General features: G+C 53.3%; 11 protein-coding genes. All 11 read left to right on the top strand.

Annotation, left to right across the window (positions count from 1 at the left end; genetic code table 11):
- The first annotated feature begins 473 nt into the window (after positions 1-473).
- On the top strand, positions 474-965 hold the full coding sequence (gene tssB / locus INF58_RS15765; protein ID WP_193528054.1) for a type VI secretion system contractile sheath small subunit: 492 nt from the start codon (positions 474-476) through the stop codon (positions 963-965).
- A 40-nt stretch (positions 966-1,005) separates the two neighbouring features.
- On the top strand, positions 1,006-2,541 hold the full coding sequence (tssC, locus tag INF58_RS15770) for a type VI secretion system contractile sheath large subunit (protein WP_063867064.1): 1,536 nt from the start codon (positions 1,006-1,008) through the stop codon (positions 2,539-2,541).
- Positions 2,542-2,556: 15 nt separating this feature from the next.
- Positions 2,557-3,897, top strand: coding sequence for a type VI secretion system baseplate subunit TssK (gene tssK, locus INF58_RS15775; RefSeq protein ID WP_193528055.1), 1,341 nt, complete (start codon positions 2,557-2,559; stop codon positions 3,895-3,897).
- Positions 3,894-4,586 (top strand): type VI secretion system protein TssL, short form, encoded by a 693-nt coding sequence (gene tssL, locus INF58_RS15780; RefSeq protein WP_193528056.1) that lies wholly within the window; start codon positions 3,894-3,896, stop codon positions 4,584-4,586. The genes tssK and tssL overlap by 4 nt, the downstream gene beginning before the upstream one ends.
- Positions 4,583-6,289, top strand: coding sequence for an OmpA family protein (locus INF58_RS15785; RefSeq protein WP_193528057.1), 1,707 nt, complete (start codon positions 4,583-4,585; stop codon positions 6,287-6,289). Before tssL ends, INF58_RS15785 begins: the two co-directional genes overlap by 4 nt.
- A gap of 5 nt (positions 6,290-6,294) precedes the next feature.
- Positions 6,295-6,786: a type VI secretion system effector Hcp gene (gene hcp / locus INF58_RS15790; RefSeq protein WP_009653685.1), complete on the top strand. Its 492-nt coding sequence runs from the start codon at positions 6,295-6,297 to the stop codon at positions 6,784-6,786.
- 172 nt (positions 6,787-6,958) lie between these two features.
- On the top strand, positions 6,959-9,604 hold the full coding sequence (tssH, locus tag INF58_RS15795; protein WP_193528058.1) for a type VI secretion system ATPase TssH: 2,646 nt from the start codon (positions 6,959-6,961) through the stop codon (positions 9,602-9,604).
- Entirely contained in the window at positions 9,601-12,033 is a 2,433-nt protein-coding gene (locus INF58_RS15800; protein ID WP_227415109.1) for a type VI secretion system Vgr family protein, read from the top strand. Before tssH ends, INF58_RS15800 begins: the two co-directional genes overlap by 4 nt.
- 14 nt (positions 12,034-12,047) lie before the next feature.
- On the top strand, positions 12,048-14,225 hold the full coding sequence (locus INF58_RS15805; RefSeq protein ID WP_193528059.1) for a M23 family peptidase: 2,178 nt from the start codon (positions 12,048-12,050) through the stop codon (positions 14,223-14,225).
- A 55-nt stretch (positions 14,226-14,280) separates the two neighbouring features.
- Positions 14,281-14,862: a hypothetical protein gene (locus tag INF58_RS15810; protein WP_193528060.1), complete on the top strand. Its 582-nt coding sequence runs from the start codon at positions 14,281-14,283 to the stop codon at positions 14,860-14,862.
- A 91-nt stretch (positions 14,863-14,953) separates the two neighbouring features.
- Positions 14,954-15,371: hypothetical protein (locus INF58_RS15815; RefSeq protein WP_193528061.1), on the top strand; the 418-nt coding region annotated here is incomplete at its 3' end.

A 15,371-nucleotide genomic window follows, 5' to 3' on the forward strand; every position in this document is an offset into this window, starting at 1 on the left:
ATGCCACCAGCGATATTACTCTTCCGGTTTATCGAAAAGCGCGTAACCATTAATTCATTATCTGTATAACAGCATGATTTCTGCTATTTGAAACCTGAGATTGTCCGGTATAGGACTTTTCCATATTCAGCAGATTTATTGGATAAGATGATATTAGGTTGCGCTTCTGCGGCTGATGTTTAGAATCGCATTGATAAAAATCAATTATTCAGCGACAGGGGGCAATGAATTCAATATTCTCTGTCAACGCAGGCATTCCTGCTGGTTTATTGTGAATAAATGGTTAATACTTTTTATGTGCCACGTATGTCTGGTATTTATAAATACTAATTATTAGTGGAAAATTCTTAAGAAAAGTCTAAATGTAGATCTTTGATCTGATTAGTTGATCTAGAATGGCCTTTTGTTCTAATATGGATTTGTAAAGAACCGTCACTCACTTAACATTATTTCTTTTGAAGAAAGGGACTGCTATGGCCGATTCGTTCCAGAATGAGGTGCCCAAGGCACGCATAAATTTAAAGCTGGCGCTGCATACAGGTGGCGCGCAGAAGAAAGTTGAACTGCCGCTTAAACTCCTTACCGTCGGTGATTTCAGTAATGGAAAAGAGAATCGTCCATTATCCGAAAGGGAGAAAATCATCGTCAATAAAAATAACTTCAACAGTGTACTTTCGGAATTTAACCCGGGAGTTAATCTGACGGTTCCAAACACAATGGCAGGGGATGGTTCTGAAGAAAGTATAAAACTTAACTTCTCCGATATTAAGGATTTCGAACCTGAACAGGTGGCCCGCCAGATCCCTCAGCTCCGTGCCATGCTGGCTATGCGTAATTTATTACGCGATCTCAAATCCAATCTTCTTGATAACGCTACTTTCAGAAAAGAACTCGAGAAAATTCTTAAAGACCCAGCGCTGTCTCAGGAATTACGCGACGAAATGAGTGCACTGGCCCCGAAATAAGCGGCATGTGTAATTTAATGGATTAACCGGGAATATGCTGATGTCTGTGAATACTGAAACCGCCTCCGCGCAGGGGCAGACCACCGTACTGGAAAAAGAGGGCGTTTACGCCTCCCTGTTTGAAAAAATCAACCTCACTCCGGCCTCCAGCCTGGGTGATATCAATGCGTTTCTGGATGATGCCGCGCTTTCTGACGCTCCGGCGGGTGAACGCCTGACGGCGGCGATGCAGGTATTTATGGACTGCATCCGCAAATCCGGTCAGCCCGTGGATAAGCTCGACAAGACGCTGATTGACCACCATATCGCCGAGCTGGATTTTCAGATTAGCCGTCAGCTGGATGCCGTAATGCATCATCAGGAGTTCCAGAAAGTGGAATCCCTGTGGCGCGGCCTGAAGCAGCTGGTAGACAGCACCGACTACCGCCAGAATGTGAAAACCGAGATTCTGGACGTCTCCAAGGACGACCTGCGCCAGGATTTTGAGGATGCACCGGAACTGATCCAGAGCGGCCTCTACTGGCACACTTATACCGCCGAATACGACACCCCGGGCGGCGAGCCGATTGGCTCAGTCATTTCATCCTATGAATTTGACGCCAGCCCGCAGGATGTGGCGCTGCTGCGCAACATCTCTAAAGTGTCTGCTGCCGCACACATGCCGTTTATTGGTTCTGTCGGCCCGAAATTCTTCCTGAAAGATTCTATGGAAGAGGTCGCTGCAATTAAGGATATCGGCAACTACTTCGACCGCGCTGAATACATCAAGTGGAAATCCTTCCGCGACACTGACGACGCCCGCTATATCGGCCTGGTGATGCCGCGCGTGCTGGGGCGTCTGCCGTATGGCCCTGATACCGTGCCTGTTCGCAGCTTCAACTACGTTGAGCAGGTGAAAGGCCCGGATCACGAGAAATACCTGTGGACCAGCGCGTCATTCTCCTTTGCCTCTAATATGGTGAAGAGCTTCATCAATAACGGCTGGTGCGTGCAGATCCGCGGCCCGCAGGCGGGCGGAGCGGTGAAAGATCTGCCGATTCACCTGTACGACCTCGGTACCGGTAACCAGGTGAAGATACCGTCCGAAGTGATGATCCCGGAGACCCGCGAATTTGAGTTCGCCAATCTCGGCTTTATCCCACTGTCGTACTACAAAAACCGCGATTACGCCTGCTTCTTCTCGGCCAACTCCGCTCAGAAACCGGCGCTGTACGACACCGCAGATGCGACGGCCAACAGCCGCATCAATGCCCGTCTGCCTTACATCTTCCTGCTGTCGCGTATTGCGCACTACCTGAAGCTGATTCAGCGCGAGAACATCGGCACCACCAAGGACCGCCGTCTGCTGGAGCTGGAGCTGAATACCTGGGTGCGAAGCCTGGTGACTGAAATGACCGATCCGGGCGATGAGTTGCAGGCTTCTCATCCGCTGCGTGACGCGAAGGTGGTGGTGGAAGATATCGAAGACAACCCGGGCTTCTTCCGCGTGAAGCTGTATGCGGTTCCGCATTTCCAGGTGGAAGGGATGGACGTGAACCTGTCTCTGGTAAGCCAGATGCCGAAAGCGAAAGCGTAACGTAAGGCAGGAAGCATGAAAACGGAACAACCGTTATGGGGCAGGGGCCAGATGGTCTCTCCCCAGCACTTCCAGCAACAGGCCGCCTATGCGGCCTGGTCTGCGGAATGTATCGCCCGGCTGGGTCTCACCCATCCCTGGGGGGTAATTAATGCCACTTTCGAATCGGATATTCTCAAGCTGGGACGTTTGCAGGCCCGTCATCTGCACATCCGGTTTCCTGACGGGACATTAGTCGATACGGATAATGCTGACGACCTTCCCCCGGTGCTGGCGTTGGAGAGTGAATCACAGGATGTGGTGGTGGTATTGGCCCTTCCGCTGCTACGCGCGAATGGTGGCAACTGCCTTAAGCCCGATGAGGTCGCAGGGCGTCCTGTTCGCTATCGTCAGCGCTGGCAGGATGTCCGCAACCTTTTTGGAGATGACACTCGGCAGATTGCGGTAATGCGGCCAGAACTGACGTTGCGTTTCGCTCATCAAAACAACAGCGATTACCTGACCTGTCCGGTCGCTCACCTACAGCGAGATTCACAGGGAAACTGGGCACTTGATGAGACGTACCTTCCACCACTTTTGGCGCTGCTGGGCAGCCGCTGGTTGGTGACTCAGCTGGAGCAACTGTTGACGCAACTGCGCGCTCGTCTGGGCCGTCTGATGGACATGCGCCGGGAAAGTAATGAGCGTATGGCGGATTTTGCCGTAGCCGATGTCTCCCTGTTCTGGTTGCTTAATGCCCTTAACAGTGCTGAGCCTGTGCTGGGGCAGTTTCAGCGCAATCCACAAAGCCCGCCTGAGCGTCTGTATCCAGAGTTGGCTCGGCTTGCAGGAAGCCTACTGACCTTCTCGCTGGAGCACCAGGTCAGCGCGATCCCGGTATGGCAACATGAGCAACAAAATAACGTCTTCCCGCCGCTCTTTGATTTATTAGGTGACCTGCTCGAAGCTAGCCTGCCATCGCGTGTGGTAGCGATTGAACTAGAGCATGATGCCCGGCTCCACTTCTGGCAGGCTCGTCTGCACGATCCGCGTTTGCGCGAAGAAGCTGATTATTACCTCTCCGTGCGTTCACCGTTGCCGGTGGCACAATTGCAGGAGCAATTCCCGCGCCAGTGCAAGGTCGGCAGCCCCGATCATGTCAGGAGTATCGTCAACTCATCGCGGGTAGGTGTTCCTCTGACGCCGCTGCGTCATGTGCCGGCAGCCATCCCACTGCGTCTGGAAAATCAGTATTTCAGCCTTGATGTCTCTCATCCCCTGGCCATAGAAATGTTCCAGAGCGGCACCTGTATGTTTTACGTTCCTGGAATGCTTGCCGAGCCTGAACTTGAACTCTTTGCGGTACTGAGAACATGAGTGATCGTAAACGCGCTAATGCCGCGTTCATTGATATTGATGATCTCCTCCAGGACACTTGGCTACAGGTGATAAGCCTGCGTCACGGCCCGACATTCCAGGAAGGGGAAGGGCGAATCCTTTGGGAGCGCTGTATTGCTGATGTGGAACATGTGCAACGTGAACTAAAAGCGAGAGAGCTCGATGAAGCCAGCTGCCAGCATATTCTCACGGCACAATGCGCGCTACTCGATGAGGCGGTCAAAGGTCGGGGTGTGGAGGATGACGCCTGTATACAGTGGTATGACATTCCTCTGCAAGGGTACTTCCTCGGCACTATGGATGCTGGTGACACGCTGTGCGACCGGATGCGTGATGTGCTGCGTGAACCGGCGCCAGACCACGCTGTCGTGACCTGTTTCCAGCGGGTCATGATGCTGGGTTTTCTCGGCAGTTACCGTTCACCGAATGACCCGGAGCGCCAGAAACTAGTCAACGTCCTCAGCGAATATGTCACGCCGTTCAGCTATCCACAGTCCCACCCCGTACTTGCGGAGAGCCATACCGGGCGGGGAATTATGGGCGGCTGGCTGGCGTCATGGCCCGTACGTATTGGTCTGAGCGTGATGGTGGTCGTTGCACTCTGGTGGGGGCTGGATCGCTGGCTAGATCAGATGCTGCTGACCCTGTTGCCGGAGGCCGTGAAATGAGTCCTGCACAACAGCGCTGGCTTGCGTTGTGGGCCGTTCTGCTGAGTTCTGTGGTCTGCCTGGGTTTTCTGCCGGTATCCTGGCTGGTTTCTGTGCTCATTCTGCTGGCGGTAGTAGGGCTTATACTGGTGTTCTGGACTGTCGCCAGTCGCCGTGAACAGCATGATTCCACCCTGCGTCTGGAGGAACTGCCTCACGCCACTTACCGTCAGCCCGTGGTGCTGGTTTGTGGCGATCTGCCGCTAGCCTGGCCGCAACCGTCACCGGTACTCACTGTCACGCAGGGATGCTGGATCCGCGTGGAAGATCATCAGGATCTGGTGCAGGCTGCCCGTCAGATACTGTGGTTACGTCCTGACTGGGGTCGTCAGCTGTCGGTGATGGTCAGCGTCTGCCCCCAGCAGCACCCCGACAGCGAAGCCCTGACCAGTCGGCTGCTGACCCTGCGCTGGGAAATCAGCCGGTTGCGTAAAGAAACCGGTCATTCTATACCGCTGGTGCTGAATGGTCAGGTCGGCAGCGCGATGACGAATGACATACTCTGGCAGGCTGCTTTACCGGGAGAAGGCGTGAGGGTTTGGCGTGAATCTTCAGCCCCAGCTTCTGTTGCTGCATGGGTTACTACCGGCGGAACGCCTGCGGTGCAGCAGCAGGTGCTGATGAACAGTCTGATGAGCTGGTTCCAGCAGCACGTAGAGGCTGTATTTATAGATGAAAACCCCGATATTCCTGTGATTGCACCTATTGCGATGCTTTGGGGAATGGGGCCGATCCTCGCCGGAAGCCTGGCCACATCTGCCTGGACGACGTGGCTTTCCCATCACACAGCGATGCAGCAGGTGTCTGGCTGGCAGCCGGTGGGAACGGACAGTACGGTTATCTCCCTGTACCCGGATTTTATCCTGCCATTACTGCCGGAAGGGCGGGGTCTTACATCGCGTGAGCGAACCTGGCGCTGCGCGCTCGGGATCTTCACGCTGGCGACTATCGCTGCGCTGCTCAGCAGTGGCTTGAATAATCGCCAGCTAATGCATCACGTGAGCTTCGATATTATCCGTTACGACCGCATTTCTATGGACAACTACGGTCCGAAAGCCGACGCCGTTGCGGTACTGCGCGAGGATGCGGCTTTACTGGACGACCATGCACGTAATGGCGTACCGGCCCGGCTGAGCCTGGGACTTTATCAGGGCGGGCGTCTGCGCATGCCAGTGCTGGATGCGATCCGCTCGTATGTGCCCCCACCTCCGCCGCCTGAACCGAAGCTCAAACCGATACCGAAAATTGTGCGGCTCGACAGCATGTCGCTGTTCGATTCCGGCAAATTTGAGCTCAAAGCGGGCTCCATCCGAATGCTGGTAAATTCACTGGTTGGCATCAAAGCGAAGCCGGGCTGGCTGATTGTCGTGTCAGGGCATACCGATAACACCGGTAATCCACAACTGAACCAAACGCTGTCCCTGAAGCGTGCTGAAGCGGTGCGCGACTGGATGCGTGACACCGGCGACGTGCAGGAAAGCTGTTTTGCGGTGCAGGGCTATGGTGAAAGCCGTCCTGTCGCCACCAACGACACCCCGGAAGGGCGTGCGCTCAACCGCCGTGTCGAAATCAGTCTGGTGCCGCAGGCGAATGCCTGCCAGGCACCGGGCACTACCCATGCGTCATCGCAGGATGATGACGCTGATAATAATGTAACGGAGTAATTAACATGGCAATTCCAGTCTATCTGTGGCTGAAGGACGACGGCGGCGCGGACATTAAAGGGTCTGTGGACGTTCAGGATCGTGAAGGTAGTATCGAAGTGGTGGCTCAGGAGCACAACCTGTACATCCCGACCGATAACAACACCGGCAAGCTGACCGGCACGCGTATCCACACGCCATTCCTGTTCACCAAGGAAATCGACTCCTCCAGCCCGTACCTGTACAAGGCGGTGACCACGGGCCAGACCCTGAAATCTGCGGAATTCAAATGGTACAGAATCAACGACGCGGGTCAGGAAGTGGAGTACTTCAACACGAAGCTTGAGAACGTGAAGCTGGTGAAAGTGAATCCGAAGATGCATGACATCAAGGATCCTGCTTTCGAGAAGCATAACCACCTTGAGCAGATTGAGCTGCGCTACGAAAAAATCACCTGGACTTACAAAGACGGCAACATCATTCATTCCGATTCCTGGAACGAACGCGCCACTGCGTAAGTGCCCGAGCAGACGGTCAGCCGTCTGCTTTTTTTGCTGAGCGCCTGCACTGACGGGCGTTCAGCAAAAAACTACACAATCTGCCTGCCTGACCTGATGCGCTTTGGGTTCCTGAATAACAGGGAACAGCGACGGGCGGTAGCGTGTCCGGAACTGTTAAAGAGAGAGTCTCATGGAAAATCCAGCCATCCTGTTACGCCGTCTAAATCCTTACTGTGCCCGCGCGATGGAAGGCGCCGCGTCCCTCTGCCAGACCCGCGCCCATGCGGAAATTTTGCCCGAACACTGGCTGCTGAAGCTGCTGGAACAGGGCGAAGGCGACCTGACCGTGCTGGCGCGACGCTACGAATGGGATATGGATGCGATATGGCAGGATCTGCTGGGTTTTATGGACAGCCTGCCGCGTTCGGTGCGCAGCCGCCCGCAGCTGTCGGACAGCGTTCAGGCTCTGATGCAGGGGGCCTGGCTGCACGCTTCGCTGGCGGGGGAAGAGCACATCCGCAGCATTCACTTCCTGATGGCCCTGGTGGAAAAACCAAAACTGGTGCGCTGCGACGGCCTGTGGCCGCTGCTGACACTGGCGCAAAGCCAGTTTGAGCGCCTGCGGGGGCTTCTGGATGCGCAGTCGGATGAACGCCCGGAGGTGCAGCAGGAAGCGGAGCTTACGCAGGGCGGTGAGGTGGAGTTTGTCGGCCGTCCGGTAAATGCCGATATAAAAGGAGAGCTGACCCCGGCGTTGCAGAGCGCGCTGGACAAGTTCACCCTCGACGTTACCGCCCGCGCCCGTGAAGGGAAGATCGACCCGGTCTTTGGTCGTGACAATGAAATCCGCCAGATGGTGGATATTCTTTCCCGACGCCGTAAAAATAATCCGATTCTGGTCGGCGAGCCGGGGGTCGGTAAGACCGCGCTCGTGGAAGGACTGGCACTGCGAATTGCGGAGGGCAATGTGCCGGATGCGCTGAAGCCGGTCTCGGTGCGCACCCTTGATCTCGGTCTGCTACAGGCAGGAGCGGGCGTGAAGGGGGAGTTCGAGAAGCGCCTGAAAAACATCATCGAAGCGGTGCAACAGTCGCCATCACCGGTACTGCTGTTTATTGACGAGGCACACACCATTATCGGCGCGGGCAACTTGGCGGGCGGCGCCGATGCGGCAAACCTGTTGAAACCGGCTCTCGCCCGCGGTGAACTCAGAACCATCGCCGCCACCACCTGGAGCGAGTACAAACAGTACTTCGAGCGCGACGCCGCGCTGGAGCGTCGTTTCCAGATGGTTAAAGTTGACGAACCGGACGACGACACCGCCTGTCTGATGCTGCGCGGACTTAAGTCACGCTACGCAGAGCACCACGGCGTGCATATTACCGATGAAGCGGTAAAAGCCGCCGTCACGTTGTCCAGGCGTTATCTGACCGGACGCCAGCTCCCGGACAAGGCGGTTGATCTGCTGGATACCGCTTCTGCCCGTATCCGCATGAGCCTAGATACGGTGCCGGAGCCGCTGACCCGCATGAAGGCGCAACTTACGGCACTTGCCATGGAGAAACAGGCGCTACTGGAGGATATCGCGGTGGGCAATACCGCCCACCGCGAACGTCTGGCCGTCATCGAACAGGAAGAAGTCCGCATCATTTTGCAGCTCGACGAACGGGAAAACCAGTACGGTCAGGAGCTGAAGCTGACGGAAGAACTGTTCGCCTGCCGCACTGATATCTCCCGTCAGGGGGAGATTGCAGAACTACAGATGCAGCTTACTGCCGTACAGAAAAATACGCCGCTGCTGGGGCTGGACGTGGACGCCCGTACCGTCGCAACCGTTATCGCCGACTGGACCGGCATACCGCTCTCGTCATTAATGAAGGATGAGCAGACGGAACTGCTGAGCCTGGAGCAAAACCTTGGCGGGCGGGTGGTTGGCCAGGACGCGGCGCTGAACGCCATCGCGCAGCGCCTGAGAGCAAGTAAAACCGGCCTTGCACCAGAGAATGGCCCGCAGGGCGTGTTCCTGCTTGTGGGACCGAGCGGCACCGGCAAGACGGAAACGGCGCTGGCACTGGCGGACGAGTTATTCGGCGGCGAGAAATCCCTTATCACCATCAACCTCTCGGAATACCAGGAGCCGCACACCGTCTCTCAGCTCAAGGGCTCACCTCCGGGCTACGTTGGTTACGGTCAGGGCGGCATTCTGACCGAAGCCGTCCGCAAGCGCCCGTACAGCGTGGTGCTGCTGGATGAAGTGGAAAAGGCGCACCGGGATGTGATGAACCTGTTCTACCAGGTCTTTGACCGGGGATTCATGCGCGACGGCGAGGGGCGTGAAATTGACTTCCGCAACACGGTGATTCTGATGACCTCGAACCTCGGCAGCGATCTCATCATGCAGATGCTTGATGAACAGCCGGAAGCGACAGAGCCGGACCTGCATGAGCTGCTGCGCCCGGTACTGCGCGAACACTTCCAGCCCGCGCTGCTGGCGCGCTTCCAGACGGTGATTTACCGTCCGCTGGCTCAGGCTGCAATGCGAACGATTGTTGGCATGAAGCTGAGCCAGATGAGCCAGCGCCTGGCGCGTCACTACGGTATGACGACCACCATCGCTGAATACCTATATGACGCGCTGACCGACGCCTGCCTGCTGCCAGATACCGGTGCGCGTAATATCGACAGTTTGCTGAATCAGCAGATTCTGCCGGTCCTGAGCCAGCAGCTGCTGAGCCAGATGGCGGCGGGGCAGAAGCTGCAGCATCTTACGCTTGGCTGGGATGAGGAAGAGGGCATAGTGCTCGAGTTTGACCGGACAGAAGGTGAGCATGCATGAGCAGTAATCTTCCCTTACGATTCAGCCACAGCCATCACCTGCTTTTGGTGAAGGGCTGCGATGCAGGGCTTGATGTGCTGGCATTTGAGGGCGATGAAGCCCTGAGCACACCGTTCAGCTACCGTACTGAATTTACCAGCGCGGACCATGCCATCAGCAAAGAGATGATGCTGATGAAAGCGGCTTCCCTGACGCTTCAGGCTCCGGTTGACCAGGGTTACGGTATCAAAATACAGCAGCCGGTGCGGGTGATTCAGGGCGTGGTGACCGGTTTTGAACGCCTCAGCACGTCAAAAGATGAAACCCACTACGCCCTGACGCTTGAGCCGCGTCTGGCGCTGCTTGACCGCTCGCACCAGAACGCGATTTACCAGGACATGTCGGTTCCGCAAATCGTGGAAAAAATCCTGCGCGAGCGCCACGGCATGCGCGGCCAGGATTTCCTGTTCTCACTGACAAAAGAGTACCCGCGCCGTGAGCAGGTGATGCAGTACGCTGAGGACGACCTGCACTTTATCACCCGCCTGCTGGGTGAGGTCGGTATATGGTTCCGCTTCACCACCGATACGCGGTTGAACATCGACGTGGTGGAGTTTTACGACAGCCAGCAGGGGTATGAGAAAGGCCTGACGCTGCCATCGGTACCGCCGTCAGGGCAGCACTCACAGGGTGTGGACTCGGTGTGGGATATGGAGAGCCACCATAACGTGGTGCAGAAGGAGGTCAGCACACGCGACTACAACTACCGTCAGGCCACGGAGGACATGAACACCCGGGTTGACGCGACCGGCGGGGATACCACCACCTGTGGTGAGGCCTATCATTACGGCGATAATTATCTGACGCAGGGAAGTGCGTATGATCGCAACCCGACAGCGGAGTCCGGGGCGTTTTACGCCCGCATCCGTCATGAGCGCTACCTGAATGGCCAGACGCAGACCGTTGCCTTCACCAGCTGCCCGATCCTTTCACCGGGTATGCTTCTGAAAGTCACCGGCGGGTACGAAGTGGCGGAGGTGTTTACCCAGGGCGTGGTTGTCACGGCGATGCACAGCCATGCCCGGCGTGATGCAGACTTTTGCGTCAGGTTTGACGGCATCCCGGACAGCGCGGACTTTTGCTTTCGCCCGGAACCCGGCAGCCGCCCGGTAATGGCCGGCACCTTACCGGCCCGCGTCACCAGCACCACCGAAAATGACACCTACGGGCATATCGACAAGGACGGTCGCTATCGCGTCAATATGCTGTTTGACCGTGAGAACTGGGAGACCGGGTTCGAGAGCCTGTGGGTCCGTCAGTCCCGCCCGTATGCGGGGGACACCTACGGCCTGCACCTGCCGCTGCTGGCGGGCACCGAAGTGGCGATTGGCTTTGAAGACGGCAACCCGGACCGGCCGTACATTGCCGGCGTGCTGCATGACTCGGCGCACGGCGACCATGTCTCCATCCGCAACTACAAACGTAACGTCTTGCGCACCCCGGCGAACAACAAAATCCGCCTTGATGACGAGCGCGGGAAAGAGCACATCAAGGTCAGCACAGAGTATGGCGGCAAGAGCCAGCTGAACCTCGGGCACCTGGTCGACAACGAGAAGCAGCAGCGCGGCGAGGGGTTTGAGCTCAGGACGGACAGCTGGGGTGCGATACGGGCGCAGAAAGGGATATTTATCAGCGCGGACGCGCAGGCGAAGGCGCAGGGTCAGGTGCTGGAGATGAAGCCGGCGGTGATCCACCTAGGTGATGCCCGGGCGCAGATGCAGGCGATATCGGATGATGCACGGACGGCGACGGCGAATCCGGCAGACCTTCAGGCGCAAATCACCCTGCTGGAACAGCATCTGACGGACCTGAAAAAATCGGTGCTGCTGATGAGCGCACCGGACGGTATGGCGCTGACCAGCGGACAACATCTTCAGGTGTCTGCTGGCCAGAACCTGATTGCCACGGCCGGTAAAAATGCGGACGTCAGCGTGGTAAAAAATCTGTTCATCGGGGTGGGCAACGCCCTGAGCCTGTTTGTCCGCAAGATGGGTATCAGGCTTATCGCGAACCAGGGACCAGTGCAGGTACAGGCGCAGAACGATCTGATGGAACTGCTGGCACGCAAGGAAATCAGCATTGTCAGCACGGAAGATGAAATCAGGATCCTTGCGAAGAAGAAGATCACGCTGAACGGTGGCGGAAGCTATATCACGCTGGACGCGAATGCGATTGAAGCGGCGACGCTCGGGGATTACCGGACACGGGCAGGATTTTATGACCGGCTGCTAAAGGCAAATAAACCAGAAGATTTTCCGAGTATTGCCCCGGTAGCATCAGAGCCTGTCAGCTCTGATAGCAAACCTCAAGAAAATCCAGACAACGCTGAAGATGCCCCTGATGCTGGTCCGGAAGCTCCTGGGCCAGCCAGCTATTTCCTATTTTCCTGACACGGAGTCATAACATGATTATCAGCCCGCCGTTTCTGAGAAACAGAACTGCATCCCAGACTGATGCCGACTGGACTGGTGCAATGATGCCGGTAAATTCAGTTCAGGGATTTCCTTTAAACGGAGCAGAATCCTGGCATGGTGGTGTTCACATTACACATACAGATAGTGGAACGCCGCCTGGAAAAATACGGGCAATTGCTGATGGCGTGGTGGTTTCGTTCCGCCAGCCATCGTCGTCTAAGGATGCAGAACCACTCAATTATCTCGGACCGACAGATGACGGCTATGTGTTGCTGAAGCATGAAACGGAGATCGGAAGCGGAGAAGACGGGAAGGTCGTATTCTATTCACTGTGCATGCATATGAAATTTCTGGAGGAAGAAATAAAGCAGGATGCAAAAATATACCGTAAAGCCCCCCTGGGCTCTTCAGGAATGTGCAGTGGTCAGAATGAATTCCATTTCCAGATTTTTTGTGATGACGACAATATCAGCAAGCTGGCGGGCAGAACGACCCGTGAACTGGATGTGTCGAAAGATGGCCGAACCGATGCAGTTTACGGCGATATTCACTTTTATCTTCCGGCCGGAACGAAGTTTTATGACAAGGCACCCGCAGATAACAGTACTTCCATAACCGGTCTTTCGGAGCTGTATACCAGCAGTGCGCCGCTGTATGTCAGTATGACTCTGGCACAAGGCAGCTGCACGATGGTGACCCGCCAGAAAAATACACAGACTGACGGGAAGTATGATCTGCTGGGCGACCCTCTGGTGAATGCTGACGGTGAAGACTACGAATATAATCTCTATAAAACCGCGATGCGGAATTATAAGGAAAGCCCCAGCGCGGGGTTTGAACTGCTTCGTTTTGGCCGGGTGATCAATACGGAGCACGAAACGCTGGCACCGGCAGATGCGCCATTATGGATGACCGTGAATTACCCGGGTGGCAAAGGGATGGTTAATCTTGCTGACGCGAATATCAAAAAGTTCAGTGACGCTGATTTTCCTCACTGGACGGGCTGGCAGCTGGTCGATGACGATGCTGACAGTAACAGTCAGTGTAGCTCAGCCATAATCAGGAAGCTGCAGGAGGACGGTGAGTACAATAATCAGTGTGGAAAGTTAATCTGTCATTTCCCGTTCGAATGGGAAAAAAGTACGATCGATACCCGTTTTTCATGGCTGAAAACGGGGGATGATAAGCGTGCTCCGATGACGGAAGCAGATTATGCAAAATTCAAGGCCCATGCAGAAGCGTTGTGCTTTGATTCAGGATCTCTCGGCAGCGGAAGACTGTGGCATTTCGAGCCTAAGGTGATAATTAACCACTTAAGGAACTGTAGTTGGTTGAGTTTTTCTGAAATGAAACAAATAGTACCCAGCCATGCACTTCGACAGTCCGGTAGAAATCGATATGCCTGGGAAGCGATTAATACAAATTTAAGAGAGTCCGGCTCTATTTTAAGCAATCAAATTTCAAATTTGAACTATGCAATGAGGAAGTATTGTATTAACACTTCATTTAGAATTGCATGTTTTTTAGGAAATGCAATACAAGAAACGGGTTGGCTAAGTACTCTTCACGAGGGAAATGGTAGCAATCTTTGGTATGCACCATGGTATGGACGGGGTTTCCTCCAATTAACTAACCCAGACAATTATTTGAATTACTTTAAATATATTGGGAAAACTGTTCAGGAACCACTTAGACAAATCCTGGTTAATACCTATGCTTCAATCGCAGCTCAGCCTCCTGGAAATAGATCTAATGCTACACTGCAAGATCGTCACTTCCCTACGCTTTCAACAGAGTTTATTGAGTTGAGAAACGAAGTTAGCAATAGTGATTCATCGAGCATATTAGCTGCGGATAGTGCCGGCTTTTACTGGGTTAAAAATAAAATGGCTAAATATGCTGATAAAGAGCATGTTTTAGAACGAGTATCAGTTAACTCAAATGCTGGGGTTAAATATTACTATAGGAGCCCTAGTTTTTGGGAAGCAAGTGCAGCAGTAAATTTGCCTGGTCGAATCGGTTCACTTTATCATCGTTCACTCAATGGATTTGATTCGAGATGCTGTGCGTACGGTGTAGCAATTGCTGTTTTAACCGAAAATAAATTCCCGAATGCTTCCGGTAGTTTAGTAGTAGATTTTCCGGAAGGATACAAGCATAGGAAATAACGTTATGAAATTAGTTTGCATGTCATTCTTTCTTAGTATCATCAGTTCTTTCGCTATGGCTTCTGCGACTACTGCTAATGATGGAAGTCCATCAGTAATTAGAAGTTTGTCATCTGATTCTAATGCTGATATTTCTTCATCATCTAGCTTTGATTCATGTAATGTACACTTCAGTGACTATGAATATCCAAAGTTAACTGATGACGAATATTTCGAGAAAAAATATCCTATATCTGAATGGAGCTGCCTATATTCAGGAGAGGCTTTTGAAGCCGGGTATGATAGTCAGCAGGTTAACAATAAAGGTATTAATGTTAGCAGTTCAGACAATAAAATTATTTACGATTATAAAAACAAAGATTGGAAACTAGTCCCTGATAAAACATATGTAAAAAATGGAAATCCTAATCATCTATCATTAATGAAGGTGAAAGGTAAAAATTCAAATGGGTTTATGGCTGTCAACCGCATGGCTAAGTTCAATGATGGAAGTGTCGGTGAAAGTGTTTATTTCTGTTTGATTCACGATAATAACGCTCTTTGTGGTTCAGGATACAGTGCTGTAATGAATACTGGTGAAGATTTATCTAAAAAGACACTGAAACTTCTTGAGTCCATCTCATTTGATGAAAATTAAGATTTATAAAATTGCAATTCTGAAGCCTGATGCTTACGGTAGAAATTACAGTTAATTATACGATGCAGTGTGAATGAGTTCTTGAGTGATTATGAAAAATGCAATTATATTGCTGAGCTTGGCTGGTGTGATTAATTTTTATTCACCAAGTGTGCTTGCGAATGCTGCGGATGTATCAGCTGCAGTAAAAAACTATACTTTTAAAGAAGGGGAGCCTTACGGTTTATCTCAAGTATACAAGGTTAATGCTCCAGATGTTGGGTTTCCTCCTTATTATATTTTTATGAAATTAGGTGTTGAGTATGCATATCCTTTTGTTTTTAACCACGAGGGTGTACCAGGGAAAGATGAGCCTTATAGTCGGTGCAATGTAGTACTAAACGTTAATGCCCAATATCTTATACCGGACAGGAAATATAACTCAGAATATGCGGAAGATTCTGAACCATGTCTCGGTATGGAAAAATTGTGGATTATTAAATGTAGTAAAGATATTAAATGGTTTGTGA

It is taken from the genome of Enterobacter cloacae complex sp. P24RS, assembly GCF_014982165.1.
Lineage (GTDB): Bacteria > Pseudomonadota > Gammaproteobacteria > Enterobacterales > Enterobacteriaceae > Enterobacter > Enterobacter quasihormaechei.

What these genes read in the sequence shown, in the direction of transcription:
- INF58_RS15800 (WP_227415109.1), top strand. Translation starts at nt 9,601, where the DNA reads ATGAGCAGTAATCTTCCCTTACGATTCAGCCACAGCCATCACCTGCTT.
- INF58_RS15810 (WP_193528060.1), top strand. Translation starts at nt 14,281, where the DNA reads ATGGCTTCTGCGACTACTGCTAATGATGGAAGTCCATCAGTAATTAGA.
- tssB (WP_193528054.1), top strand. Translation starts at nt 474, where the DNA reads ATGGCCGATTCGTTCCAGAATGAGGTGCCCAAGGCACGCATAAATTTA.
- tssC (WP_063867064.1), top strand. Translation starts at nt 1,006, where the DNA reads ATGTCTGTGAATACTGAAACCGCCTCCGCGCAGGGGCAGACCACCGTA.
- tssH (WP_193528058.1), top strand. Translation starts at nt 6,959, where the DNA reads ATGGAAAATCCAGCCATCCTGTTACGCCGTCTAAATCCTTACTGTGCC.
- INF58_RS15805 (WP_193528059.1), top strand. Translation starts at nt 12,048, where the DNA reads ATGATTATCAGCCCGCCGTTTCTGAGAAACAGAACTGCATCCCAGACT.
- hcp (WP_009653685.1), top strand. Translation starts at nt 6,295, where the DNA reads ATGGCAATTCCAGTCTATCTGTGGCTGAAGGACGACGGCGGCGCGGAC.
- tssL (WP_193528056.1), top strand. Translation starts at nt 3,894, where the DNA reads ATGAGTGATCGTAAACGCGCTAATGCCGCGTTCATTGATATTGATGAT.
- INF58_RS15785 (WP_193528057.1), top strand. Translation starts at nt 4,583, where the DNA reads ATGAGTCCTGCACAACAGCGCTGGCTTGCGTTGTGGGCCGTTCTGCTG.
- tssK (WP_193528055.1), top strand. Translation starts at nt 2,557, where the DNA reads ATGAAAACGGAACAACCGTTATGGGGCAGGGGCCAGATGGTCTCTCCC.